At 55.0% G+C, this 22,709-nt stretch carries 31 protein-coding genes; 1 reads left to right on the top strand and 30 read right to left on the bottom strand.

The window, feature by feature from the left end; translation table 11 throughout:
- Position 1: 1 nt before the first annotated feature.
- The 24 genes from nuoK to ABJL60_RS03655 form a co-directional block, all read right to left on the bottom strand.
- Complete coding sequence (gene nuoK, locus ABJL60_RS03770; protein ID WP_039686350.1) at positions 2-307, bottom strand: NADH-quinone oxidoreductase subunit NuoK; 306 nt, start codon at positions 305-307, stop codon at positions 2-4.
- Positions 308-320: 13 nt separating this feature from the next.
- Positions 321-851, bottom strand: a complete 531-nt coding sequence (locus tag ABJL60_RS03765; RefSeq protein WP_348374864.1) for a hypothetical protein — start codon at positions 849-851, stop codon at positions 321-323.
- 8 nt (positions 852-859) lie between these two features.
- Positions 860-1,462: an NADH-quinone oxidoreductase subunit J gene (locus ABJL60_RS03760; protein WP_108828772.1), complete on the bottom strand. Its 603-nt coding sequence runs from the start codon at positions 1,460-1,462 to the stop codon at positions 860-862.
- Positions 1,459-1,875: a carboxymuconolactone decarboxylase family protein gene (locus tag ABJL60_RS03755; RefSeq protein WP_348287941.1), complete on the bottom strand. Its 417-nt coding sequence runs from the start codon at positions 1,873-1,875 to the stop codon at positions 1,459-1,461. Before ABJL60_RS03755 ends, ABJL60_RS03760 begins: the two co-directional genes overlap by 4 nt.
- Complete coding sequence (locus tag ABJL60_RS03750) at positions 1,872-2,288, bottom strand: DUF4259 domain-containing protein (protein WP_348374862.1); 417 nt, start codon at positions 2,286-2,288, stop codon at positions 1,872-1,874. Before ABJL60_RS03750 ends, ABJL60_RS03755 begins: the two co-directional genes overlap by 4 nt.
- A 17-nt stretch (positions 2,289-2,305) precedes the next feature.
- Positions 2,306-2,800 carry an NADH-quinone oxidoreductase subunit NuoI gene (gene nuoI / locus ABJL60_RS03745; RefSeq protein ID WP_348287945.1) on the bottom strand — a complete coding sequence of 165 codons (495 nt, stop codon included), beginning with the start codon at positions 2,798-2,800 and terminating at the stop codon, positions 2,306-2,308.
- Positions 2,801-2,802: 2 nt separating this feature from the next.
- The gene (gene nuoH / locus ABJL60_RS03740; RefSeq protein ID WP_108828776.1) at positions 2,803-3,843 is read right to left on the bottom strand and encodes an NADH-quinone oxidoreductase subunit NuoH; all 1,041 of its coding nucleotides are present in this window, start codon (positions 3,841-3,843) and stop codon (positions 2,803-2,805) included.
- 6 nt (positions 3,844-3,849) lie between these two features.
- Complete coding sequence (locus ABJL60_RS03735; RefSeq protein WP_348287946.1) at positions 3,850-4,230, bottom strand: hypothetical protein; 381 nt, start codon at positions 4,228-4,230, stop codon at positions 3,850-3,852.
- Positions 4,227-6,242 (bottom strand): NADH-quinone oxidoreductase subunit NuoG, encoded by a 2,016-nt coding sequence (nuoG, locus tag ABJL60_RS03730; protein ID WP_348374861.1) that lies wholly within the window; start codon positions 6,240-6,242, stop codon positions 4,227-4,229. The genes ABJL60_RS03735 and nuoG overlap by 4 nt, the downstream gene beginning before the upstream one ends.
- A 3-nt stretch (positions 6,243-6,245) precedes the next feature.
- Complete coding sequence (locus tag ABJL60_RS03725) at positions 6,246-6,647, bottom strand: DUF5333 domain-containing protein (RefSeq protein ID WP_348374859.1); 402 nt, start codon at positions 6,645-6,647, stop codon at positions 6,246-6,248.
- Between the two features lie 132 nt (positions 6,648-6,779).
- Positions 6,780-7,112 (bottom strand): hypothetical protein, encoded by a 333-nt coding sequence (locus tag ABJL60_RS03720; protein ID WP_348374857.1) that lies wholly within the window; start codon positions 7,110-7,112, stop codon positions 6,780-6,782.
- On the bottom strand, positions 7,109-7,543 hold the full coding sequence (locus tag ABJL60_RS03715; protein WP_348287954.1) for a DUF5333 family protein: 435 nt from the start codon (positions 7,541-7,543) through the stop codon (positions 7,109-7,111). The genes ABJL60_RS03720 and ABJL60_RS03715 overlap by 4 nt, the downstream gene beginning before the upstream one ends.
- 11 nt (positions 7,544-7,554) lie before the next feature.
- Positions 7,555-7,938: a hypothetical protein gene (locus ABJL60_RS03710; protein ID WP_348287956.1), complete on the bottom strand. Its 384-nt coding sequence runs from the start codon at positions 7,936-7,938 to the stop codon at positions 7,555-7,557.
- A gap of 5 nt (positions 7,939-7,943) precedes the next feature.
- On the bottom strand, positions 7,944-9,239 hold the full coding sequence (gene nuoF, locus ABJL60_RS03705; RefSeq protein ID WP_348374855.1) for an NADH-quinone oxidoreductase subunit NuoF: 1,296 nt from the start codon (positions 9,237-9,239) through the stop codon (positions 7,944-7,946).
- Between the two features lie 4 nt (positions 9,240-9,243).
- Positions 9,244-9,462: a DUF5337 domain-containing protein gene (locus tag ABJL60_RS03700; RefSeq protein ID WP_108828782.1), complete on the bottom strand. Its 219-nt coding sequence runs from the start codon at positions 9,460-9,462 to the stop codon at positions 9,244-9,246.
- 15 nt (positions 9,463-9,477) lie between these two features.
- Positions 9,478-10,524 carry an endonuclease gene (locus ABJL60_RS03695; protein WP_348374853.1) on the bottom strand — a complete coding sequence of 349 codons (1,047 nt, stop codon included), beginning with the start codon at positions 10,522-10,524 and terminating at the stop codon, positions 9,478-9,480.
- Positions 10,525-10,556: 32 nt separating this feature from the next.
- A complete protein-coding gene (locus ABJL60_RS03690) occupies positions 10,557-11,711 on the bottom strand; it encodes an NADH-quinone oxidoreductase subunit E (protein ID WP_348374851.1) in 1,155 nt (384 codons plus the stop codon).
- 82 nt (positions 11,712-11,793) lie between these two features.
- Complete coding sequence (locus ABJL60_RS03685) at positions 11,794-13,005, bottom strand: NADH-quinone oxidoreductase subunit D (protein WP_108828784.1); 1,212 nt, start codon at positions 13,003-13,005, stop codon at positions 11,794-11,796.
- On the bottom strand, positions 13,005-13,898 hold the full coding sequence (locus ABJL60_RS03680; RefSeq protein WP_348374850.1) for a sulfotransferase: 894 nt from the start codon (positions 13,896-13,898) through the stop codon (positions 13,005-13,007). The genes ABJL60_RS03685 and ABJL60_RS03680 overlap by 1 nt, the downstream gene beginning before the upstream one ends.
- Positions 13,898-14,071 (bottom strand): hypothetical protein, encoded by a 174-nt coding sequence (locus ABJL60_RS03675; RefSeq protein ID WP_181364478.1) that lies wholly within the window; start codon positions 14,069-14,071, stop codon positions 13,898-13,900. Before ABJL60_RS03675 ends, ABJL60_RS03680 begins: the two co-directional genes overlap by 1 nt.
- Positions 14,071-14,952: a sulfotransferase gene (locus tag ABJL60_RS03670; protein ID WP_348374848.1), complete on the bottom strand. Its 882-nt coding sequence runs from the start codon at positions 14,950-14,952 to the stop codon at positions 14,071-14,073. The genes ABJL60_RS03675 and ABJL60_RS03670 overlap by 1 nt, the downstream gene beginning before the upstream one ends.
- Positions 14,953-15,003: 51 nt before the next feature.
- Entirely contained in the window at positions 15,004-15,603 is a 600-nt protein-coding gene (locus tag ABJL60_RS03665; protein WP_108828787.1) for an NADH-quinone oxidoreductase subunit C, read from the bottom strand.
- 11 nt (positions 15,604-15,614) lie between these two features.
- On the bottom strand, positions 15,615-16,139 hold the full coding sequence (locus ABJL60_RS03660) for an NADH-quinone oxidoreductase subunit B family protein (RefSeq protein WP_348287967.1): 525 nt from the start codon (positions 16,137-16,139) through the stop codon (positions 15,615-15,617).
- A complete protein-coding gene (locus ABJL60_RS03655; RefSeq protein WP_108828789.1) occupies positions 16,130-16,495 on the bottom strand; it encodes an NADH-quinone oxidoreductase subunit A in 366 nt (121 codons plus the stop codon). The genes ABJL60_RS03660 and ABJL60_RS03655 overlap by 10 nt, the downstream gene beginning before the upstream one ends.
- Positions 16,496-16,904: 409 nt before the next feature.
- Here ABJL60_RS03655 and ABJL60_RS03650 point away from each other — a divergent pair, with 409 nt between their 5' ends.
- Positions 16,905-17,222 (top strand): cupin, encoded by a 318-nt coding sequence (locus ABJL60_RS03650; protein WP_348374846.1) that lies wholly within the window; start codon positions 16,905-16,907, stop codon positions 17,220-17,222.
- Positions 17,223-17,243: 21 nt separating this feature from the next.
- Here ABJL60_RS03650 and ABJL60_RS03645 read toward each other — a convergent pair whose 3' ends face one another.
- The 6 genes from ABJL60_RS03645 to ABJL60_RS03620 are packed head-to-tail and all read right to left on the bottom strand — an operon-like array spanning position 17,244 to position 22,658.
- The gene (locus ABJL60_RS03645; protein WP_348374844.1) at positions 17,244-18,023 is read right to left on the bottom strand and encodes a crotonase/enoyl-CoA hydratase family protein; all 780 of its coding nucleotides are present in this window, start codon (positions 18,021-18,023) and stop codon (positions 17,244-17,246) included.
- An 11-nt stretch (positions 18,024-18,034) separates the two neighbouring features.
- The gene (locus ABJL60_RS03640) at positions 18,035-18,889 is read right to left on the bottom strand and encodes a hydroxymethylglutaryl-CoA lyase (RefSeq protein ID WP_348374842.1); all 855 of its coding nucleotides are present in this window, start codon (positions 18,887-18,889) and stop codon (positions 18,035-18,037) included.
- A 3-nt stretch (positions 18,890-18,892) separates the two neighbouring features.
- The gene (locus tag ABJL60_RS03635) at positions 18,893-19,564 is read right to left on the bottom strand and encodes a glutathione S-transferase family protein (RefSeq protein ID WP_348318606.1); all 672 of its coding nucleotides are present in this window, start codon (positions 19,562-19,564) and stop codon (positions 18,893-18,895) included.
- Positions 19,561-20,220 (bottom strand): glutathione S-transferase family protein, encoded by a 660-nt coding sequence (locus tag ABJL60_RS03630; protein WP_348374840.1) that lies wholly within the window; start codon positions 20,218-20,220, stop codon positions 19,561-19,563. The genes ABJL60_RS03635 and ABJL60_RS03630 overlap by 4 nt, the downstream gene beginning before the upstream one ends.
- On the bottom strand, positions 20,217-22,163 hold the full coding sequence (locus ABJL60_RS03625; protein WP_348374838.1) for an acetyl/propionyl/methylcrotonyl-CoA carboxylase subunit alpha: 1,947 nt from the start codon (positions 22,161-22,163) through the stop codon (positions 20,217-20,219). Before ABJL60_RS03625 ends, ABJL60_RS03630 begins: the two co-directional genes overlap by 4 nt.
- 57 nt (positions 22,164-22,220) lie before the next feature.
- Complete coding sequence (locus ABJL60_RS03620) at positions 22,221-22,658, bottom strand: hypothetical protein (protein WP_348287981.1); 438 nt, start codon at positions 22,656-22,658, stop codon at positions 22,221-22,223.
- Between the last annotated feature and the right edge of the window lie 51 nt (positions 22,659-22,709).

The raw sequence follows: 22,709 nt of genomic DNA, 5'->3' as shown, positions 1-22,709 counted from the left end.
TTTAACCCTTCATCACGTTGACGTCTTCAACCGCGATGGTGCCACGGTTGCGGAAGAAACAGACCAGAATGGCAAGGCCAATGGCAGCTTCGGCGGCGGCCACAGTCAGCACAAACAAGGTAAACACTTGGCCCACCAGATCGTCGAGAAAGCTAGAAAACGCAACGAGGTTGATGTTCACAGCCAGCAGCATCAATTCAATGCTCATCAACAGGATGATCACGTTCTTGCGGTTCAGAAAGAGCCCAAAAATGCCAATGACAAACAGCGTCGCCGCCACCGTCAAATAATGTTCTAGTCCGATCATGTCTTTCCCTCGGTCATTTCTTGGCACCCGCGCTTTCGGGGTAATGTAATTTGCATCCACAAAACGCATCAAAGCGATCTTTGCGACGTTGATTTTTGTTCAGGTCATTTGCATCAGCCGTGGTTCGGAACCCGTTTGCTGCAGCGAATTGAACCAGACCGGCCACAGAACCGATACCCGACACATCCAGTGCACCTGTTGGCGGCAAATGCGCTGAAATCGGCAGTGTTTCTCCACAACTTGTCTGTTCGTCTTGCGGTGGGTTCTTGGCCCAGACAATTGCAGATGTGGCAGAGGTGCAGTCCACAACAGCCATTCCACTTGCGAAGAAAAAGCTAAGCTCTTGCGACACAAGTCCGTTGCCTTGATCGACAGCGTCTTTCCCAGCGCCCATGTCATTTGCGCCGGCGTAGTAAAAGGAACAGCTGTCAGAATGTTTAACCCGCTTGTTCCAGTCCGGCTGCGCAACGGAGCATGCCACAGCAGGCACAGCCCACAGCGAGGCCGCCAAACCAAAGGATATAAAAAACAGGCGCACGGTCATGGTTTTGCTTACAACCCCTGCCCCGGTTTGATGTCTTTCAATTCCATCGCCTTCGCCGGGTCGCGCATCATCTGTGCCACAACATCCTGACGTTTCACATCCGTCCGGTGGCGCAGCGTCAGCACAATGGCCCCGATCATCGCAACCAGCAGGATCAATCCGGACAGTTGGAACAAAAGGAAATATTGATCATACAGGATCAGGCCGAGGGCTTCGGTATTGTGACGATCAACGGGTGTGACCTGTGCGCGCAACCCTTCCGCAGCCGCGTTGCTTTCCCACGCCCCGAATGCGATCACGAATTGCATCAAAATAACCAAAGCAATCAACAAGGCCAGCGGCATGTATTTCGCCATTTCGGCCTTTAGTTCTGCAAAATCGATGTCCAGCATCATGACCACGAACAAGAACAGAACCGCAACCGCGCCCACATAAACGATGATCAGCAACATGGCGACAAATTCAGCACCAAGCAAAACAAACAGTCCTGCCGAGCTGAGGAACGCCAAAATAAGCCACAACACGGAATGGACGGGGTTGCGACTTACAACTGTAAAGAAGCCCCCCGCAACTACCGAAATCGCAAAAAGGTAAAAGGCGAAGACGCTCATGATTTGTCATCCTTTGTGTCGGACTTGGTTTCGGCGGTGACCTCTTGGGCCAATTGCAACGCTTTGGTTACAGCAGGCATTCCGGCAAAAACCGTCATCATTCCAATGGTTTCACTGATGTGTTGGTCGGTGGCGCCTGCCTCTTTGGCGTGGCGCATGGTCTGGCGCATGGCAACGGCATTGTCGGCGCCCTGAATGGTTAAGCCTGCAAGGGTCAGCAACAGCTTTGTACGTGCGTCTAATGCGCCTTCGTTCAATGCGTTGCCAAACATGCTTTCCATCATATCCTTGGGCATAGTGCCCATCATCTTTTCAAAACCTTCGGGCGTGAAGGCGTCCATGGCCGGCATATCCTTGGCCATTTTCTGCATCTGCGCCATCATGTCGGCGAACGGATTTTTCGGGTCGGTCATGTCAGCCCCCGCAACCTGATCTCAAGGCCTTCGATTTCCGCGTCCCATGCGCTTTGGTCACCTTCGGCCCAAAGCTCTTGCAGTTCGGAGTTGTCGGCATTCACCCGGGCGAGCGCTTGCAGAGCCAACGGGATCAGATCACGATCCTGGGTGACGTCGTCGATATGCTCCAGAAGCGTTTCGGAATTGTCAGTACCCATTCCGGGATGTGCAGCGCCAAAACACACTGCGACGATTTCGGCTGCAACGCGGGCGGGAATGCCTTCGTCATAGTCCAAGGTGTCACCAGCCGTGGTTTCGACAGCCACCGTTAACGCCCCGCGCACAGCTTCAACGCCACCAGACGTGTAGTCATCCTCGATCCAATCGAGGCTGGTGTCGTCTTCAAATATGCTTACGCTCCAAGCGCCCATGGTCTTAGCCCTAGCCTTCAGCGATACGGCGCGTCGAGTTCGAGATTACGCGCAATCTCGGCCTCCCAACGGTCGCCATTGGACAGCAATTTGTCCTTGTCATAATACAGTTCTTCGCGTGTTTCCGTGGAAAACTCGAAATTCGGCCCTTCGACAATCGCATCCACAGGACAGGCTTCTTGGCAAAAGCCGCAATAGATACACTTTGTCATGTCGATGTCGTACCGCGTTGTGCGGCGGCTGCCGTCATCGCGTGGTTCAGCGTCGATCGTGATGGCTTGTGCCGGGCAAACTGCTTCGCACAGTTTGCAGGCGATGCAGCGTTCTTCACCGTTGGGATAGCGACGCAGCGCATGTTCACCCCGAAAACGCGGGCTTAACGGGCCTTTTTCATGTGGGTAGTTCAACGTCACCTTGGGACGAAAGAAGTGCTTCATACCCAGTTTGAAACCCAGCCAATAATCCTGCAGCAAGAAGTACTTGGCGGCACGTGTGTAATCAATCTGTGTCATGATCAGCCTCCTACGGCCCAGCGGGCATAAACACCCCAGAACCAGTCAAATTTGGCAGCAAAGGCCACGAAAACGACCCAAGCGAGAGAGAACGGCAAGAAGACCTTCCAACCCAAACGCATCAGTTGGTCATAGCGGTAGCGCGGTGTGATGGCTTTCACCATCGAGAAGAAGAAGAACACCAAGCCGATTTTGGCAACCATCCAAAAAATGCCATCAGGCAAGCCCGGGATAGGCGACAACCATCCGCCAAGGAACATCAGCGAAATCAACGCACACATCAAAACAACGGCCACCAATTCACCGATCATGAACAACAAGAACGGTGTTGATGAATATTCGACCTGATAGCCCGCAACCAATTCGGATTCAGCTTCGGGCAAGTCAAATGGTGGACGGTTGGTTTCGGCCAAGGCGCTGATAAAGAACAAGATCAGCATCGGGAAATGCGGCAACCAGAACCAGCCCAGCAAACCCGCACCCGTGTCTTGCGCAGCAACAATTTCGCCGAAGTTCAAAGAACCCGCGCTAATGACCACACCGATGATGATCAGGCCGATCGACACTTCGTATGAAATCATCTGCGCCGCAGAGCGCAAAGATCCAAGGAACGGATATTTGGAGTTGGACGCCCAGCCCCCCATGATCACCCCGTAAACTTCAAGTGAAGACACCGCGAAGACATATAAAATAGCCACGTTGATCGAGGACAACACCCAACCGTCATTGAACGGGATCACTGCCCAGGCAATCAGCGACATTACAAGCGTGACCATCGGCGCCATGAAGAAAACCGCCTTGTCTGCGCCCGCTGGCACAACGATTTCCTTGACGATGTATTTGCCAAAGTCTGCGAAGCTTTGCAGCAAGCCAAACACGCCAACCACATTGGGTCCGCGGCGCATCATAACAGCGGCCCAGATTTTACGGTCCGCATACATCAAGAAGGCCAAAGCCAGCAAAAGCGGGACGACAACAAGCAAAATTTGTCCAACAATCGTTAGCAAAATGCCCAATGTGGTGTTCATAAAGAAGTCAGCCATAGGTCCTCACACCGTCGGTATTCCCTTTTCCACACAAGCGGCAGTCACGACTTCAGCGTCGATCGTGCGCAACCCGCGCGGCAAGGATGGCGAAATGGTGTAAACAGCATCTGCACGCCACACGCCACCCTCCTCATTTACATTTGTGCGCACATGGCGCGCGAAACCCCAGCCACGGATCAGCGTATACTGGGCGGCTGCACATTCGGCATAGTTATCAACGTCTTTGGACGACAAGGCATTCGTCATCGCCACTTTAAATTGCACAAGATCATCATCCAAAAGCGCCGTTTCCACCCCGAGGTAATCAGGAATGAACTGTTCCGCCGTGGGAACAGGGTCGCAGGCCGTCAAGGTCGCTAATGGTATGATCGCCAAAAGCTTCATTCTGCGGCAATCGCCTCTGTTTGGCGGGCCTTTGCCCCCGCGCTAAGTTCAGCCATCAGCTGGCTGGCACGCGCAATCGGGTTTGTCAGATAGAAATCTGTAACCGCCGCGCGGAAGTCCGCTTTGCCCAAATCACCTGCGGCCTCGGCGACCCAGCTGTTTTCAGGAACAACATCTATGTTCCCCAGATGCGGCACGTCTTTGACCAATGCAGCGCGCAGTTGGGCGACGCTGTCGTAGGGCAGTGTCGCATTCAGTTCAGCGCTGAGTGCACGCAAAATGGCCCAGTTTTCCTTGGCTTCACCGGGGGCAAACCCCGCACGTTGCGCCAATTGCGGACGCCCTTCGGTGTTCACGAAAATCCCGGGTTCTTCTGTATAGGCGGCACCTGGCAAGATGATATCGGCACGATGTGCACCGCGGTCGCCGTGGCTGCCCTGATAGATCACAAATGGGCCGTCAGCGACGTCCACTTCATCCGCACCAAGATTGTAGATCACCTCGGCTTGCGACACGCCGTCCATGCCAGTGTCATTTGTCGCCCCCACGTCCATGGCCCCTACGCGGGACGCGGCGGTGTGCAGCACCATCAATTTGGACTGTGCCGCTTCGGCCATAGACATCACAGTGCCCAAGACAGCAGCGCCGTCAGCTTCATTCAAAGCGCCCTGCCCCACAATAGTGATGCCTTTGACGCCGTGTTTGTCAGAATGGTCCATCGCTGCCAGTTTGGACAATGCCGCGCGGTCCGTTCCGATATGTTCCACATCATAGGTCAAATCCGCTGCTTCGCCGATCATTGCCACTTTTGCACCACGCAGCCACGCTTTGCGGATACGTGCGTTCAATACAGGCGCTTCAAGACGCGGGTTTGTGCCGACCAGCAAAATCATTTCGGCGTCGTCGATGTCTTCGATGGTGGCTTGCCCCACATAGCCCGCACGGTTGCCCGCAGGCAGCTTGGCGCCATCGGTGCGGCATTCAACAACACCGCCTTGCCCTTCGATCAATGCCTTCAAAGCGTAGGTGGCTTCGACCGATGCCAGATCGCCCACCAAACCGGCAAGCTTTTTGCCTGTCATTGCAGCGGCAGCAGCAGACAAGGCTTCAGGCCATGACGCTTTGCGCAACTTGCCGTTTTCGCGAATGTAAGGCGTGTCCAAGCGCTGGCGGCGCAAGCCGTCCCAGACAAAGCGGGTCTTGTCGGAAATCCATTCTTCGTTCACGCCATCGTGGTTCAACGGCAAGAAACGCATGACTTCGCGACCTTTTGTGTCAACGCGAATGTTGGATCCAAGCGCATCCATTACGTCTATACTTTCGGTCTTTGTCAGTTCCCAAGGACGCGCCGTGAAGGCATAGGGTTTAGAGACGAGTGCGCCGACAGGGCACAAATCAATAATGTTGCCTTGCAAGTTGCTGTCGAGGGTTTCGCCCAGATAGGACGTGATTTCAGCATCCTCGCCACGGCCTGTTTGCCCCATTTGTGCAATGCCTGCCACTTCGGTGGTGAAGCGGACACAGCGGGTGCATGAAATGCAGCGCGTCATATGGGTTTCGACCAACGGGCCAAGATCCAGATCATCCGTCGCACGTTTGGCTTCGCGGAACCGGCTGAAATCGACGCCGTAAGCCATGGCCTGATCCTGCAGATCACATTCGCCGCCCTGATCGCAGATGGGGCAATCCAGCGGGTGGTTGATCAGCAAAAATTCCATCACGCCTTCGCGGGCTTTTTTGACCATGGGCGAATTGGTTTTGACTTGTGGGGCCTGACCTTCGGGACCGGGGCGCAAATCGCGCACCTGCATGGCGCAAGAGGCCGCGGGTTTTGGCGGGCCGCCAACAACTTCGACCAGGCACATGCGGCAGTTGCCGGCAATCGTCAGACGTTCGTGGTAACAAAACCGCGGGATTTCCACGCCTGCTTGCTCACAGGCCTGGATTAGGGTCATGGCCCCATCTACTTCGATCTCGGTGCCGTCGATGTTAACTTTGCGAAGGTCGCTCATGCGTCAATTCACCCTGAGTAACGAACCAATAAGGCTCGATTTTTCGATTTCGGCGCGGCCAAGCGCGCAATATGTTTCTGGCTGATCCGGAACCACACCATTGGCGGCCAGATATGCCTTGCCTTCTTTCCTGAGACGCGCCTTCTCAGTCGGGGATTTTCGGTACGCGTCGATCTCTGCGTCCGAATACCCCATGTCACGGGCCTTATCGCGCAAACCATTCACAAACCTCAAGGCCTTCAAGTACCTTGGAGAGATTTCTGGGCAGGTTTTTCGTATTTCATCCGCCAAACCCACAGCCAATAGCGCATCGTCGATGGCATCGACATCGCGCAGGTTCGGTTTTGCGGCCGCAGCCCCGGCCATAACGCAAGCAATGGTGGTGATTTGCACAAGTTTATTCATCACATTTCCCTTTCGCGGACATTGGTTGCGCAAAATGCGTCAACCTGTCCGCAGACATGGGAAAGAGACATGCTGTTATGCAATAACAAGCCGTCCCCAGCAGCAAAAATGCTCCGTATGTGAAAATCGGTGTCACTCTACGCAGGCTCCGCGCAAAACAAGTTTGTCACCTTCAATACGAAGCTGTTCGTTCGGGCTGTCCGGGCCAATGACCCATGTTTTGTCGGATGTGCCGAATTGTTCGATGCAATACCGTGTGGCCTCATAGCGGCCGGCTTCTTTGGCACCATCTAAGGAAGACGACACAGGACCAATTGTTACGGTGAACTGATCGCGCTGTTTGTCGACCTTAGAAAGTTTGGCGCGAAAGAACTGGCCGTCAAATGCAATCGCATCTTCCTTCTTGTTGCAGGCTGCCAAAGTTGCGGCGACTGCAAGTATGCCCAAGGAATACTTCACAATCATCCCGACACCTCAATCAAATAGCTACCCATCACAGTCCCCTCTTGGATTTCAGCCCGCCCCGCCGCGCACACCGCATCAGCGGATGGATTCTGCAGACCGTATTTCGTCACAAACGCGTCCTGACGTGACGCCAGTGCATCGGTTGCATCTTCCATGCCGGTTTGTTCCGCGGTCATGGTAAATCCGTCTTCCTCAAGCCGCGCGATAACGTCGCCCGTAGCCTGCGCCACCCGTGGCAAATTTACACTTAACGTCGGACAAGAAAGCGCGAGTTGCTGCGCGGTGGTCGTATCGATCAGAGCGTCCAAATAGTAATCAGGCGCAGGGCGTTCTGCAGCCTGTCCCGTACCGGCCACACCGCACACAGCGATCAAAGCGGCAAACAGTTTCCCGCCGCGCCTGTTCGCTTTGATATGTCTGACACCTGTCACGTGTGGCATTCCTACTTCAACGTGTTTTCAAATTGCAATTGAACCAAACCGGCGGCTGCATTGACCGTCAGGTACGTTTGGCCATTAGGATAAACGGTCACACCCGCAGATTTTGAACCCTCTGGCAGACGTTTGTTCACATCTGTAACAACACGTCGCCCGTCCGGCAAAACGCAAAAGAATGTCCCGATGTCCCCGTACTTTTTCACGTCGACTTTGGGGTGTCCTCTTTTCTTGGACAGTTTGGGAGCAACCCGCGTGCCCTCTGCGCCGCAAACCGTTCCTTTGGGAAAATCTTGGAACAAGACAGAAACTTTGGTTTTAGGCCCTGCGAAGGCGGGCGCTGCACAAAGTGTCAAGGCAAGCACTGTCGCCGATGTTGTACTGTGCGACATCAAGCTCATTCCGCCGCCACTGCGCTGACGCGCCCGGTACGTTTGTGTTTGATGCGATCTTCGATCTCATCGCGGAAATGCCGGATCAGCCCTTGAATGGGCCACGCTGCGGCATCACCCAAAGCACAAATTGTGTGGCCTTCGACCTGTTTGGTCACATCAAGCAACATGTCGATTTCTTCTGGCTCTGCCTCGCCTGTGACCAGACGGTCCATCACGCGCATCATCCAGCCGGTGCCTTCACGGCACGGCGTACACTGGCCGCAGCTTTCGTGTTTGTAGAATTTGGACAAGCGCCAGATTGCTTTGATCACGTCTGTGGAATTATCCATGACGATGACAGCTGCAGTGCCAAGACCGGACCGTTGCTCGCGCAAATAGTCGAAATCCATGATAGCGTCGCGCATGTCTTTGCCCGGGATCATCGGCACCGAAGACCCGCCCGGGATCACAGCCTTCAAATTGTCCCAACCGCCGCGAATGCCGCCACAATGGGTTTCGATCAACTCTTCGAAACCAATCGACATGGCCTCTTCGACGACACAAGGAGTGTTGACGTGACCGGAAATCGCAAACAGTTTTGTGCCCGCATTGTTTGCGCGACCGAAGCCCGAAAACCACTCTGCCCCGCGTCGCAGGATCGTTGGCACAACGGCAATCGATTCCACATTGTTCACGGTTGTCGGGCAGCCATAAAGACCTGCGCCAGCAGGAAATGGCGGCTTCATGCGTGGCATGCCTTTTTTACCTTCAAGGCTTTCCAACAGCGATGTTTCTTCGCCGCAAATGTAGGCCCCCGCACCGTGGTGCAAGTAAAGGTCAAAATCCCAGCCGGATTTCGCGGCATTCTTGCCCAAAAGACCCGCATCATAGGCTTCATCAATGGCCGCTTGCAGGGCCTCTTTTTCGCGGATGTATTCACCACGAATATAGATGTAGCAGGCGTTTGCATTCATGGCGAAGGACGCAATCAAGCAGCCTTCGATCAACGTGTGCGGATCATGGCGCATGATCTCACGGTCTTTGCAGGTGCCGGGTTCGGATTCGTCGGCATTCACAACAAGGTAAGACGGGCGACCGTCGCTTTCCTTAGGCATGAAGGACCATTTCAACCCAGTCGGGAAGCCTGCACCACCCCGCCCACGCAGACCTGATTTCTTCATCTCGTCGACGATCCAGTCGCGGCCCTTTTTGATCATGGCCGCTGTGCCATCCCAGTGGCCACGCGCTTTGGCGCCTGCCAATGTACGATCATGCATGCCGTACAAGTTGGTAAAGATGCGGTCCTGGTCCTTCAGCATAACGCTAACCCTTGTCTGTCTGGCGCTGTCGCCAGATTTTAAAAACGATCCAAAGTGCTGCGCCGAAACCGGCGAGCGTGGCTAAGTCCATCAAGGCGCGGGTCCGGTTGGACCAGCCGAAATAGGAACCTGCCAAATTCGCGCAAAGCCAAAATATGCCCAATCCGGCAATTACCAGCGCAACACGCTGTCCTGCTTTTGTGGTTGTGTCTTGGCTTTGCACAGTTTTGTTTAGCGTTTAGTAAACGCCACCTTTCTTAACCTTGTTCGAGAAGTCGGTAGTCCCGCCTTTTGCCAAAACTTTGGCTTGTTTGGTCCACTCGTCCCGCTCGATGCGGCCTTTGAACTTTAAGCGGCTGTCCACCCATTCGATCTCTTTTTTGCGCCAACCGGCAACTTGATCGAAGTGGTAAAAGCCAAGTTCGTTTAATGTCTTTTCAAGACCCGGTCCCACACCTTTGATCTGTTTGAGATCATCGGCCGCGCCGCCGCGTGCGGCGGTCAGGGTTTCAGGCTTGCCGTCCGCTGCAACCGGCGCACGTTTGGCCGCCGCAGGTTTTGCAGCGCTTGCAGGTTTTTCAGCTGCCGATTTCTTGGTCGGTGCTTTCTCGGCCGTGGCTGCCTTTTTGGCAGGTGCTTTTTTGGCGGGTGCTTGTTTTGTCGCCGCAGCCTTTGTCTCAGCCGGTTTTGCATCTGCCTTTTTCGCCGCTGGCTTTTTCGCAGCCGCTTTCTTGGTCGGGGCTTTGGCCTTGGGCGCGTCTTCCACCGGCTTTTCGTATTTGTAAGTGCCCTTGCGTTCTGCAAGTTCCTTTGTGCCTTTCAGCTCTGCAGACGGTTTAATTACTGCGGCTGTGCTGGCGGTTGCTGCCGCTGCAACCGGAGCAGGCGATGCTGCAGCCCCCGATGTGGATGTATCTGTCGATGCATCGGCGTCTGACGGCGTGGCATCTGTAGCAGACGTTGGAGCCGCAGGCGCTGTCGCCCCAGCCGCGCTTTGTGATGCAGTGGTTGGGGCAGATGCTACAGTATCGGCAGCGTTCTGCGCCTGAGCGCGGGCCAAAGGCGTTTCGACTTCGGACTGTGCACCTGGCGCGGGCAGCGGTTTGCACATCACCAGGCTAAGAAGCAAACCCGCAACAATAAATATAACAGCACCGATGAAGGCTGCCTGCATAAAGGTCCATCCGCCGATAAAGATCAGCAAAACCATTGCCAGCAAGCCGCCCAAAGCAGCAACCAACCAACACCCTAAGGCGCAGCCCATACTTCCTTGATTGTTATCCATAGTCGTCCCTCTCCCGTCTTTTTATGTTCGTATTATTTTTTATAGATACCGTCTTTTTTTGCGCGTTGGGAAAATTCTGTTTCTTCGCCAGCCGCCAGTGCGCGGGCTTGGTCCACCCAAGTGTCACGGGTCACGCGACCTTTGAAACCGGCAAGATTCTGATCAACCCAAGACACTTCTTCCGCGGTCCATTTGGAAATCTGGTCGTAGTGGAAAAAACCTAAAGAGTTCACCAAAGCCTCAAGTTTTGGGCCAATGCCTTTGATCAACTTCAAATCATCAGCACCGGCTTTGCGCGGCGCACTCATGGTTCGGGGCTTTTTACCAGGTCCAGACGCGGCAGAAACGGGGGTTGCCGACGCGGCTGCAGGTTTAGATGGTTTGGGTTTTGCGGTGGATTTCTTTTCAGACGCTGGCGCCTTGGACACTGCAGGCGTTTTCGCCGCTTTGGCTTTCGGCGTCGTTGAGGCATTGGCGGCCTTGCCTTGCCACGGTGCAAGCAAAGGCACTTCTGTGCCGTCAATACGCTTGACCGTGTCACCAATATCCGTCGCAAGCTGAACGGACGCATTGTACTGGGTTTTGCCGCTGTCGAAGTCTTTTAAGCTTGTTATGCCCGACAAAGGTTCGGACGCATAGCGGCCATTTTGCGGCCCCGGCGTGGGCACTTTACCGTCGGCCAGTTCCTCAAGAATTTCTGTGAAGCGGGCCGTTGTCAGATCCTCGTAATAGTCTTTGCCGATCTGTGCCATTGGTGCGTTTGAACACGACCCCAGACATTCCACCTCTTCCCACGAGAACTTGCCATCTTGCGAAACCTCGTGCGGTTTGGCGGCGATCTTTTCTTTGCAAACACCGATCAGATCCTCGGCGCCGCAGATCATGCAGGACGTGGTGCCACAAACCTGAATATGTGCCACTGTTCCAACAGGTTGCAACTGAAACATGAAGTAAAAAGATGCGACTTCGAGACCACGGATGTAAGCCAGGCCCAGCATATCCGAGATGTGCTCAATGGCTGGCCGTGTCAGCCAGCCTTCTTGTTCTTGCGCACGCCACAACAAAGGGATGATCGCCGAAGCCTGGCGTCCTTCGGGGTATTTGGTGATCTGCGCTTCGGCCCATGCCTGGTTGGCTGGGGTGAAAGCGAAACTGTCTGGTTGGTCTTTGTGCAAGCGGCGGAGCATTAGATTTTACCTTGATGCGTGCGGAGACTGCAGGAGCCTCCGGCGGAGGTTTTTTGAGCGAGATGAAGTGGGATCCGTTGCATTATCGGTCGATTTCCCCGAATACGACATCCATGGTGCCAATAATCGCAGCAACATCAGCCAGTTGGTGCCCTTTGCTGATGTGATCCATAGCCTGTAGATGCAGGAACCCGGGTGCGCGGATTTTGCAGCGGTATGGCTTGTTTGAGCCATCTGCCACAAGGTAGACGCCAAATTCACCTTTCGGCGCCTCAACGGCCACGTAAACCTCGCCTTCGGGCACATGGAACCCTTCTGTGTAAAGCTTGAAGTGGTGGATCAGGCTTTCCATCGAGGTTTTCATGTCTGACCGCGACGGTGGCGTAATCTTGCCTCGCGCCAGAACATCACCTGTCGCTTCACGCAATTTGCCAATAGCCTGTTTGATGATCGACACAGATTGACGCATCTCTTCCATGCGGCACAGGTAACGGTCATAGCAATCGCCGTTTTTACCGACCGGGATTTGGAAATCAAATTCGTCGTAGCATTCATAGGGCTGCGCACGGCGCAAATCCCATGCCATCCCAGAGCCGCGTACCATCACACCGGAAAACCCATAGTTCAGGATGTCTTCTTCGGTAACAACGCCAATATCGCAGTTACGCTGTTTGAAGATACGGTTTTCGGTCAGAAGCCCGTCAATATCGTTTAACATATTGGGGAATTCATGCGCCCATTGTTCGATGTCATCAAGCAAATCATCAGGCAAATCCTGATGCACACCACCGGGGCGGAAGTAGGCTGCGTGCAAACGTGCGCCACAGGCACGTTCGTAGAAAATCATCAGTTTTTCGCGCTCTTCAAAGCCCCACAACGGCGGCGTCAAAGCCCCCACATCCAAAGCCTGTGTCGTCACGTTCAGCAAGTGGTTCAAAACACGGCCAATTTCGCAATACAGCACACGGATCAGCGACGCGCGACGCGGCACTTCAACGCCGGTCAGCTTCTCGATCGCCAAACACCATGCGTGCTCCTGATTCATTGGCGCCACGTAATCGAGGCGGTCGAAATAAGGCAGGTTTTGCAGATAGGTGCGCGATTCCATCAACTTTTCAGTGCCACGGTGCAACAAACCGATGTGCGGATCGCACCGTTCCACAACTTCGCCGTCCAACTCAAGCACCAAGCGCAAAACACCGTGTGCCGCCGGGTGTTGAGGCCCGAAATTGATGTTGAAATTCCGGATTTTTTGTTCGCCCGTCAAGGCGTCGTCAAATTTCGAGCCGTCCATCACTGCACTGGTCCCTTCATATTGTCCTGCCAACGCGGGGGAACCGCATCGAACCTGGACATGACAAAATCATATTGAGGCTGCATGGCATCCGCCAAGAGCGTGTGTGTGTTTGCATCCATCGCCTGCCCTGCTCCGGCGTTCGCAGGTTCTGACGGACCCGTCAAAACATCATCGAAGCCCAGAAACCCGGACAAATCTTCCAAAGTGTCTTTTTCAAACAACTGTTCAAAAAACAATACTTTTAACTTGGATTTTGGAACAGCATTGGTCAGCCGCGCCAAGGTCGATGCGTAGTCAGATCGCGCCATTTCCGCAGAGTTCGATCCATCCGTGATACCACGCAACAATTCGTTTTGCACATCGTCCAATGGACGCCCGCGTTTCGCCCGTCGCTGCGCCGTCATCGAAAGGTTAGACCACAACCGGTCTACCGGATCGCGCAAGATCATCACAAAGCGTGTATTTCCACTATTCAAAGCAGCCATACGTTTGTACGTTTTTTCAGACAACAACGCATAGGCGGGCGTGATGTCGGCGCATACCCGCGTTTCATCGTTTGCGCGGCGATGCATCAGGACTTCGTACCGCTTGTCGTTTTCAACCTTCGCACCGACTAAGCCCATCCAACGGTCCATTTCCTTGACACGAAATGTCAGCCGGTCGCGTATTTTTCGGGTCTTGGCCTGCGCCAAATCAGCACGTACCCCTTGGCGCACACCGATCAACTGGTCCATGGACCAAAGTGCGCTGTCGTGTTCGAGGCTGTCGAAATAGTGCGTTTCCTTGAACGGGGGCAGTGCCGCTTGCGGATGCGCACGCAGGGCTTGCGCCAGCCAAGTGGTGCCCGCCTTCGCGGCCCCTATCCCGAAAAGAAACGTCGGAGCGGCCATTAACGCTTCTCCAGCTCTTGTTGCTTCATCGCGATAACCCACAACAACACGACTGTGCCGATGGGTAACAAGCAGGCAAAGGCCCACAGTTTATTAATACCAAAAAATGGCAGCAATTTCAGCATTGGAATGATTGTAGCGGCCGCAACAGCCAACCAAAACAAAGTATCCATCAGGCGTAGACCTCCATGCTTTGTGTCCATTTGGCGGGCAATTGTCCAAACATGTCGCGCACATACGTGTATTGCGGCTTCAGCCACACAAACATCTGATGCGCCAAATCCTGCGGCAAATCGATTTTTATGCCCTCATTTACATTTGTCTCGACCGGGGCTTCGATGTTATCAATTCCAAGAAACTTGCAAATCCGCGACGCACCGTCGTCAAACAGGGTTTCAAAGAAATCAACATGTACATCTTGTGCAGGCAAAGTTGCTTTCAAATTGTCCAGCGTCGTTCGGTAGTCCGAACGCCAGGCAACCCCTTTGATCCCACCGGCCTGTATTTTGGCAAAATCGGCAAATGCATGCGCCAGCATGTCTTCGGGTGTTTGCGTCCGTTTTTTCGCCCGCATACGCAAGTTCGACCACAACCGTGACACCGGATCGCGCATCAAGAAAATCAGCTTTGTGTTCGCGGCAACGCTGTGCATTTCACGCAAACTGTCAGCGCTTAGCATTGCATAGGCGGGTGTTACTTCACCAACAACCGACGCGTCGTCACTGCCCAACAATAGATAATTAAGATAGGCGTCTTTATCGATGGTTTCATGTGTCATCAAATCGGACCACTTTTCAAACCGTTCCAGCGCGGCCTCATAAGACATTGGGGCCACGATTTCAGCCGTGCGGTCGGGATCGCCAAAGATCGCAGCCCGACGGGTTTTTACAATATCCGCCATAAACGCCTGACGTTTCATTTCAACACAGTCAAAATAATGCAGTTCTTTGATCGACGACATCGCACATTGTGGATGGTGTTTCAAAAAATAGTGCAGCCATGACGTGCCACCCTTTTGCGCACCAATACCTATGACAACCGTTTTGTCTGTCATAGTGTACCTCGTGGGGTACTTGGTGTGAAAAGATGCGCGCCAACCATGCTGTCAGTCCGTCTTCTCGTCGCCGGGCAGGATGTATTCCGCGCCTTCCCATGGGCTCATGAAGTCGAATTGGCGGTATTCCTGAACAAGGCTGACAGGTTCATAAACCACACGCTTTTCGACCTCGTCGTAGCGCACTTCGGTATAGCCTGTGGTTGGGAAATCCTTGCGCAGCGGATAGCCCCGAAAGCCGTAGTCGGTCAGGATGCGGCGCAAATCCGGGTGGCCGGAAAAGAGAATACCAAACATGTCGAAGATTTCGCGCTCGAACCAATTGGCCGAAGGATGCACATCACACAGCGACGGCACCATCTGATCTTCGCGGATCGACACACGCAAACGGATGCGGTGGTTCTGATACATCGACAAAAAGTGGTAAACGACGTCAAACCGCTTTGCGCGGCCTGTGTAATCCACGGCCGTGATATCAACCAAAGTCGAAAACTTGCAGGTGGCGTCAGTTTTCAGAAAATCCACAAGGCCCGCGATGTTGGTTGGGGCCACATCGACGTTCAGTTCATCGCGGCTGATGTCCCATGACAAGACACAATCCGCCCGCTTGGCTTCGATATACGCGCCGAGTTCTTTTAATGCTTCAGACATGATTCAGGTCCTTAACGAACGATTGTGCCGGTGCGGCGCATTTTGCGTTGCAGTTGCATGATGCCATAAAGCAATGCTTCGGCTGTAGGTGGGCAACCCGGAACATAAACATCCACGGGTACAATCCGGTCACAGCCACGCACAACAGAGTAGCTGTAGTGGTAATACCCGCCCCCATTGGCGCAAGACCCCATGGAAATCACATACCGCGGTTCTGGCATCTGGTCATACACCTTGCGCAGGGCCGGTGCCATTTTGTTGGTCAGCGTGCCCGCCACAATCATCAGATCGGACTGGCGCGGGGACGCACGCGGCGCTGTCCCGAACCGTTCCAGATCATAGCGCGGCATCGAAGTGTGCATCATCTCGACGGCACAGCACGCCAAGCCGAACGTCATCCAGTGCAAAGACCCTGTACGCGCCCAATTGATCAAATCCTCGGTAGAGGTCAGCAAAAAGCCTTTGTCTTGCAGCTCGGCGTTCAAAGACTGGGTGGCGACCTCGCGGTCGGCCCCTGCTGTGGCTGTTACTGCCATTCCAGCGCCCCTTTTTTCCATTCATAGGCAAACCCGGCAGTCAGCACGGCCAAGAACACCATCATAGACCAAAAACCCACCATGCTGACGTCCTTGAAGGCCACAGCCCAAGGGAACAGGAAGGCAATTTCAAGATCGAAAATAATGAATAAGATCGACACAAGATAGAACCGAACATCAAACTTCATGCGCGCATCATCAAATGCATTGAACCCACATTCATACGCCGACACCTTTTCGGGGTCCGGGTTGCGCACGGCAACCACGACAGCGGCTAGAATGAGGGCAAGACCGAGACCGATGGCGACGGCCAGAAAAACGAGAATGGGGAGGTACTCCCGCAGCATCTCTTCCATGTTGGCTCCTTTGTCTTGCACAGCGCATTTTGAGCCGTGCAGTCAAGTGGCGATGTTGACGGTGTTGGGTGTACCCCCACGCCTGTCCGGGGTCAACCAACCGGACAAGGTTTTCGCCTTGCCTGTTCGCGGTGTCGGCTGTCTTCTTCATCCCCTAACGGCCTATAAGTTCAAATCTGGTTAAACCCCGCAAGATTTCACGACACCCCCAATGGCAAGCGCCGGCCTGAAGCCGGTATTTTGGGCCACGATGTTGTCCCTATGTTTTGGGTTTGTGTTCTTTTGTGCACATTCACACAGCATAAATCCGGCCAAACGCTGTCCTGATTCTGATACCTTTACAAAATCCTGTGCGCGGTTGATTCTTTGGTCACCCCATCACCCGGACTGTTGTCAAAAGGACCCAAAAATGTGTGATGCACCGACCCAAGGCACCGCCCTTGCCCATGCCTATATCGAAAACGAACGCACGCGTGTCACCGAATGGCGCTTCCCAAAGCGCGGCGACAACACAGGCTGGCACCGCCATGCTTACGACTACGTGGTGGTCCCACTGTTTGACGTGCAGTTGGAAATCCTGGGCGAAGACGGCGCACGTACATTGGCCGACATGAAGACAGGTGTGCCCTACTTCCGTGAACTTGGCGTTGCCCACGACGTGATAAGCGCAAACGACTTCGAATGCGCCTTCATCGAAATCGAATTTCTGGAGCAGCCAAAGCCGTAATTTACGAACCAAACAAAGGCCTTAGCCCATCCACGCCGCTTTACGCTTGTCGAAGAACGCACCGATGCCTTCGGCCGCTTCATCGGTTTCCCAGCGTGACTTCAAGGCGTTGATGGTCATGGCAATCGTGTCATTGTCGATGCGCGGCCCCAAATCCCGCGCCAAGGCTTTCGCGGCCGCCACAGCACCGGGGGCACAACTCAGGTAAGGCACGACTTCCGCCTCGACGGCCTCTGTCAACGTCTCTGCAGGCACAGCGCGCGCCAAAAGCCCCAGATCCACCGCCTCGGCCGCGCCAAACAGACGCGACGACATAAAGACGCGCCGCGCACGTCCTTCGCCCATGCGTGCAATCACATAAGGGCCAATGGTGGCAGGGATAATGCCCAACCGGGTTTCGGTCAGTCCCATCTTCAGATGGTCCACCCCAATGGCCACGTCACAGACCGACGCCATGCCCACGCCACCCCCAAATGCATTGCCCTGCAACGCGCCAATCAAAGGTTTTGGCATCGTGTTCATGGCCTGCAACATATGGGCCAGTTTTGCAGCTTCGCGCCCGCGCGTTTCGGCGTCTGCGGCCATTTGTTCGCGCATCCAGCCCAGATCGCCGCCCGCGCAAAAACTTTTGCCCGCCCCCGTCAGCACAACAACCCGCACCGCATCATCCGATCCCAGATCGTGGGCCGCTTGCGTCAGTTCCGCAAGCATCTGTGCGCTCATGGCGTTGTGTTTGTCGGCACGGTCAAGCGTCAGTGTGGCGACGCCGCGGGCGTCAACATCAATTGAAATTGTGTCCATTGGTTGTTCCGTTACCCTCGCATCGCACGGGCCATATCAGCCGCTTTGGCAATCACATCCAGATCCAGCCCTGTCTCGTATCCCAGCCGTTCCAGATGCGCGGCCACGGCTTCTGTGGCCACGTTGCCAGAGGCACCCGGTGCATAAGGGCACCCCCCAAGCCCGCCGACAGCCGCATCAAACACCCGCACGCCCAGCGCCAAAGACGCATCAATATTGTCGATCGCGCGACCGCCCGTGTCGTGATAATGGCCAGCCAAACGGCCAACAGGCACCACATCGCGCACAGCCATCAACATACGGGCGATGCTGTCAGGGGTTCCTGCCCCGATTGTGTCGCCCAACGACACCTCATAACAGCCCATCGCAAACAAACGGTCCGCGACACGCGCCACCGCCGCAGGATCAACCGCGCCATCATAGGGACACTCAACAACGCAAGACACGTATCCACGCACCGGCAAGTCAATCATACGGGCCGCTTCGATCACCGGAGCGAACCGATCCAAAGATTCGTCAATCGACGCATTGATATTGGCCTTGGAAAACCCTTCGGAGGCTGACCCGAACACCGCAATCTCGTCGGCTTTGGCGGCTTGAGCATCTTCAAAGCCGCGCATATTCGGGGTCAACGCCGCATAACGCACGCCAGGCACACGGGTGATCCCCGCCAGCACATCCGCGCTGCCCGCCATTTGCGGCACCCATTTGGGGCTGACAAAACTGGCACATTCAATGCGTTTGAAACCTGCACCGCTTAGGCAATCGACCAGTGCCACTTTATCGGCCACTGCAATTTCTGCTGCTTCGTTTTGCAACCCATCGCGGGGGCCAACTTCAAAAATCTCAACGGGTCCAAGCGACATAGATTATCCTTTCAAAGGCCAAGGGGCAAAAAAGCTTTGTTCAAACAGCTTCTCGCCGTCCCTTGGCAAACTGGCCTGAAACGCAGGCCGCGCGGTGATACGTTCATACCATGCGGCAGTTTCCGGGTGCGCGTCCAGCGTTGCAAAGTGACGGGCCATGTAAACGGCTTGGCCGACAGAAATATCGGCCGCAGAAAATCCGGACGTCAGCAAGTAGTCGCGGTTTTCGATGGGCGTGCTCAATCGTGCCTCAAGCGCATCATAACATTTCGAAATCCGGCTGGCTTCCAGCTTCATGACAATGGGGCTGCGCATATGGTCTTCGCGCAGCGCAACATGCTGTTGCGTCAATGCAGCGGCATGCTGGCTAATGGTTTCTGCAAAGTGCAACCACACCAGCCACGCCATGCGGTCGGGATCATCGACGCGGCGCCCGAAGCGGTCGGGGCTGAAGCATTCACACAGGTATTGCGTGATGGCGCCCGTCTCGAACATACGTTCGCCTTCAATCTCAAGGGCTGGCACACGTCCCGCCGGCGACAAGCTTAAAAACGCAGGATCACGCAAAGACCGGTCGAACGGATGGACGATCACCTGAAAATCGATCTCAAGTTCATGCAGCAACCAAAGCGATCGCATGGACCGCGACTGAGGAACGTGATGCAATGTAATCATATGTCTTTCTCTATCTGATGAACAATGTCCGGCCGCGTGCTTAGAAAGGCATCCATTGTATTCAACGCCGCGCACCACCGCGCCAGACAGGCGCGCGACTGCACCATAACGCGGGCTTCGGCATACATGGAAAAATATGCAATCATTGGCCCAAGATGGCATTCTGCACGGGTCACAGCGTCGCCCGTTAGCGCGTGGCCTTCTTGGGCAATCTCTTCCAACGCATCCAGCACGCGGGGGGCCGCCGCCAGCCCTGCATTTAGCGCAGAAAGATTTGCGTCCATGCCAAGATGCGGCAGATACACACCGTTTGAAAACACACCACGCACCAGATTGCTGTACACATAGTTGTCGGCGATGCTTTGCACCTGCGTGACACGGGCGCGGGGCAATCCAGCCTGTGGCATCAATGGAACGCTGGTACATTGCGTGTCGAGATACTCCAGAATGGCCGTTGTCTCGTAGATGCGGGTGTTTTGATGGATCAAGACCGGCACACGCCCGAATGGGTGCACCCCCACCAACGCCGCCTGCCCGTCTTCCTGAAACGGGTCCACTTGCGTGAAGGTGTAGGGCACCGATTTTGCGTGCAACGCCATGCGCACACTGCGGGTGTATACGCTTGGTGCGTACCCTATGAGCGTAAGATCATTCACGCCTGCGTCTCTGTGTCAGCCTCCAAGCGTACCAAAGGGGCCCCCGCTTCGACTTGATCGCCTTCTGCCGCCAAAACTTCAGCGACCACACCATCACGCGCCGCCAAAAGACTGTGTTCCATTTTCATCGCTTCCAACACCGCCAGACGATCACCTGCCTGAACCGTTTGTCCTGTTTGGGCCGCCACCAGTTTCACCAGACCCGGCATGGGGGCCATCACAAGGTTGCCATCCCCCACCGCACCGGCTTCGCGGTTCAGTGGGTCAATCACATCAAAAGGAATGCCATAATCGTCAAACACGGTCACGACACCCTGCGCCAGAACGGCATTTGGTGCCGGTTGTCCGTCAAGCATCCAACGTCCGCCGACATGCCTGGCCTCTACGCGCGTGCCGTCGATGTGCCAGACTTGCGACTGCGGCGAAGTCACTTCGACCTGCAAACGCAGGATCACATCGCCATGGCCGATGTCTACGGATTGGCGCAAAGGGTCCCAAAGCGCGAAACCTGTTTCGGCCTGTGTGCCCCCCAGCCCCAAAGCGCACATGCCCGCACATGCCAAATGGGCTGGCGTGAGCGGCGCGACAGCCGTCAAAGCATCCAGATCATGCGCAATCAACCCTGTGTCCACATCGCCAGCGGCGAACCCGTCGTGGGCGGCCAACGCCCCCAGAAAGCTTAGGTTCGTCACAGTGCCCCCCACTTGCGTGGCGTTCAAGGCTGCGGACAAACGTGCAAGGGCGACGCTGCGTGTTGGGCCATGCACGATCACCTTGGCAATCATCGGGTCATAAAACGGGCTGATGGTGTCGCCGCTGCGCACACCGCTGTCGGCGCGGGCGGTGGCGGGAAATTGCAGATGGGTCAATGTACCCGTGGCGGGCAAAAAGCCTGCGGGCACGTCTTCGGCATACAATCGCGCCTCGAAGGCGTGGCCTTGAATGGTCAGCTCGCTTTGGGTTTTGGGCAATGCTTCACCTGCCGCAACCCGCAGTTGCCATTCCACCAGATCAACCCCAGTGATGGCTTCTGTGACGGGGTGTTCCACCTGCAGGCGGGTGTTCATTTCCATGAAAAAGAACCCGTCAGCTTTGAGACCATCGGACCCATCCACGATAAATTCCACGGTACCCGCACCTTTGTACCCGATGGCTTCTGCGGCGCGGGTGGCCGCCTGCCCCATAGCATCGCGCATCTGTTCGGTCATGTCGGGTGCCGGGGCTTCTTCAATCACCTTTTGGTGGCGACGCTGCAAAGAACAGTCGCGTTCAAACAAATGTACGGCCTGAGTGCCGTCCCCGAAAACCTGCACTTCGATGTGGCGGGGTTTCGAGACGAATTTTTCAACCAGAACATCGGAATTGCCAAAAGCTGTAGATGCTTCTGAACGGGCCGATTGCAGGGCTTCGGCAAATGCGGACGGTGCGTCGACCAAACGCATACCTTTGCCGCCGCCACCCGCAACCGCTTTGATCAAGACAGGATACCCGATTTTATCGGCTTCCGACGCCAAAAGCGCATCATCCTGATCGGCACCATGATAGCCCGGAACAACCGGAACGCCTGCCTCAACCATCAAAGCCTTGGCGGCATCTTTCAGTCCCATGGCACGAATGGCATCCGCCGACGGCCCGATAAACGTCAACCCCGCGGCATCAACCGCATCCACGAAATCGGGGTTCTCGGATAAAAACCCATAGCCGGGGTGAATGGCCTCAGCGCCCGTATCCAAGGCCGCCTGAATGATGACATCGCCGCGCAAATAGCTTTGGGCGGGCGCGTTGCCACCGATATGGACCGCGACATCGGCCATTTGCACATGTTTGGACGCCGCATCCGCATCCGAATAAACAGCAACGCAAACCACGCCCATGGATTGGGCGGTTTCCATGACGCGGCACGCGATCTCGCCCCGATTGGCTATGAGAATTTTGTTAAACATTCCGGTTCTCCTTGGCGTGAAAGCCCCACGCCTGCGGCATGGCGTATGGTATCGGTTTCAAGATGCTTTGAGAGAGCGCACTGGAAACGCTTCAATGATCCGCTTGGCCTGAGCCGCCATATCTTGCATATCGCCACGCGACAGGGTCGTGGACACTGCATAAATGTCCTCATCGTCCTGCGCGTTTGGCGTGAGTTCAATGTCCAGCGAAAAGCTGTCAGGCCCGTCTGCGCGTTGAATTTGCACGTCAACTTGGGGCTCAAGGCTGACAAGGTAGGCTTGAAAGCCTTCCCCGGCCAGCAAAGCGTCCATTTCATCCATAAAATCGAAAATATCGGTGGTCATGAGACAGGAAGACGCAAAGGACACGTCGCCGTCATCGGTCGGGCATTTGACGCCGATATGCAGCCAATTGGCTTTTTCGAAGTCTTTTGCGTCGTCATGTGCATAGCGTTTCACAGTCAGGCACAAAGGACCCAGATTGAAATCAGTCATATGTGACATCCTTTAAAACATGAAGCTTTCCGGCGCAAAGCAGTCGCATAC

Source organism: Ascidiaceihabitans sp., from assembly GCF_039986515.1.
Lineage (GTDB): Bacteria > Pseudomonadota > Alphaproteobacteria > Rhodobacterales > Rhodobacteraceae > Ascidiaceihabitans.
This window is presented reverse-complemented; position numbering and strand designations above follow the sequence as displayed.

Coding starts and splice junctions, on each gene's coding strand:
- nuoK (WP_039686350.1), bottom strand. CDS start 307: ATGATCGGACTAGAACATTATTTGACGGTGGCGGCGACGCTGTTTGTC.
- ABJL60_RS03765 (WP_348374864.1), bottom strand. CDS start 851: ATGACCGTGCGCCTGTTTTTTATATCCTTTGGTTTGGCGGCCTCGCTG.
- ABJL60_RS03760 (WP_108828772.1), bottom strand. CDS start 1,462: ATGAGCGTCTTCGCCTTTTACCTTTTTGCGATTTCGGTAGTTGCGGGG.
- ABJL60_RS03755 (WP_348287941.1), bottom strand. CDS start 1,875: ATGACCGACCCGAAAAATCCGTTCGCCGACATGATGGCGCAGATGCAG.
- ABJL60_RS03750 (WP_348374862.1), bottom strand. CDS start 2,288: ATGGGCGCTTGGAGCGTAAGCATATTTGAAGACGACACCAGCCTCGAT.
- nuoI (WP_348287945.1), bottom strand. CDS start 2,800: ATGACACAGATTGATTACACACGTGCCGCCAAGTACTTCTTGCTGCAG.
- nuoH (WP_108828776.1), bottom strand. CDS start 3,843: ATGGCTGACTTCTTTATGAACACCACATTGGGCATTTTGCTAACGATT.
- ABJL60_RS03735 (WP_348287946.1), bottom strand. CDS start 4,230: ATGAAGCTTTTGGCGATCATACCATTAGCGACCTTGACGGCCTGCGAC.
- nuoG (WP_348374861.1), bottom strand. CDS start 6,242: ATGAGCGACCTTCGCAAAGTTAACATCGACGGCACCGAGATCGAAGTA.
- ABJL60_RS03725 (WP_348374859.1), bottom strand. CDS start 6,647: ATGAATAAACTTGTGCAAATCACCACCATTGCTTGCGTTATGGCCGGG.
- ABJL60_RS03720 (WP_348374857.1), bottom strand. CDS start 7,112: ATGATTGTGAAGTATTCCTTGGGCATACTTGCAGTCGCCGCAACTTTG.
- ABJL60_RS03710 (WP_348287956.1), bottom strand. CDS start 7,938: ATGTCGCACAGTACAACATCGGCGACAGTGCTTGCCTTGACACTTTGT.
- nuoF (WP_348374855.1), bottom strand. CDS start 9,239: ATGCTGAAGGACCAGGACCGCATCTTTACCAACTTGTACGGCATGCAT.
- ABJL60_RS03695 (WP_348374853.1), bottom strand. CDS start 10,524: ATGGATAACAATCAAGGAAGTATGGGCTGCGCCTTAGGGTGTTGGTTG.
- ABJL60_RS03690 (WP_348374851.1), bottom strand. CDS start 11,711: ATGCTCCGCCGCTTGCACAAAGACCAACCAGACAGTTTCGCTTTCACC.
- ABJL60_RS03685 (WP_108828784.1), bottom strand. CDS start 13,005: ATGGACGGCTCGAAATTTGACGACGCCTTGACGGGCGAACAAAAAATC.
- ABJL60_RS03680 (WP_348374850.1), bottom strand. CDS start 13,898: ATGGCCGCTCCGACGTTTCTTTTCGGGATAGGGGCCGCGAAGGCGGGC.
- ABJL60_RS03675 (WP_181364478.1), bottom strand. CDS start 14,071: ATGGATACTTTGTTTTGGTTGGCTGTTGCGGCCGCTACAATCATTCCA.
- ABJL60_RS03670 (WP_348374848.1), bottom strand. CDS start 14,952: ATGACAGACAAAACGGTTGTCATAGGTATTGGTGCGCAAAAGGGTGGC.
- ABJL60_RS03665 (WP_108828787.1), bottom strand. CDS start 15,603: ATGTCTGAAGCATTAAAAGAACTCGGCGCGTATATCGAAGCCAAGCGG.
- ABJL60_RS03660 (WP_348287967.1), bottom strand. CDS start 16,139: ATGGCAGTAACAGCCACAGCAGGGGCCGACCGCGAGGTCGCCACCCAG.
- ABJL60_RS03655 (WP_108828789.1), bottom strand. CDS start 16,495: ATGGAAGAGATGCTGCGGGAGTACCTCCCCATTCTCGTTTTTCTGGCC.
- ABJL60_RS03650 (WP_348374846.1), top strand. CDS start 16,905: ATGTGTGATGCACCGACCCAAGGCACCGCCCTTGCCCATGCCTATATC.
- ABJL60_RS03645 (WP_348374844.1), bottom strand. CDS start 18,023: ATGGACACAATTTCAATTGATGTTGACGCCCGCGGCGTCGCCACACTG.
- ABJL60_RS03640 (WP_348374842.1), bottom strand. CDS start 18,889: ATGTCGCTTGGACCCGTTGAGATTTTTGAAGTTGGCCCCCGCGATGGG.
- ABJL60_RS03635 (WP_348318606.1), bottom strand. CDS start 19,564: ATGATTACATTGCATCACGTTCCTCAGTCGCGGTCCATGCGATCGCTT.
- ABJL60_RS03625 (WP_348374838.1), bottom strand. CDS start 22,163: ATGTTTAACAAAATTCTCATAGCCAATCGGGGCGAGATCGCGTGCCGC.
- ABJL60_RS03620 (WP_348287981.1), bottom strand. CDS start 22,658: ATGACTGATTTCAATCTGGGTCCTTTGTGCCTGACTGTGAAACGCTAT.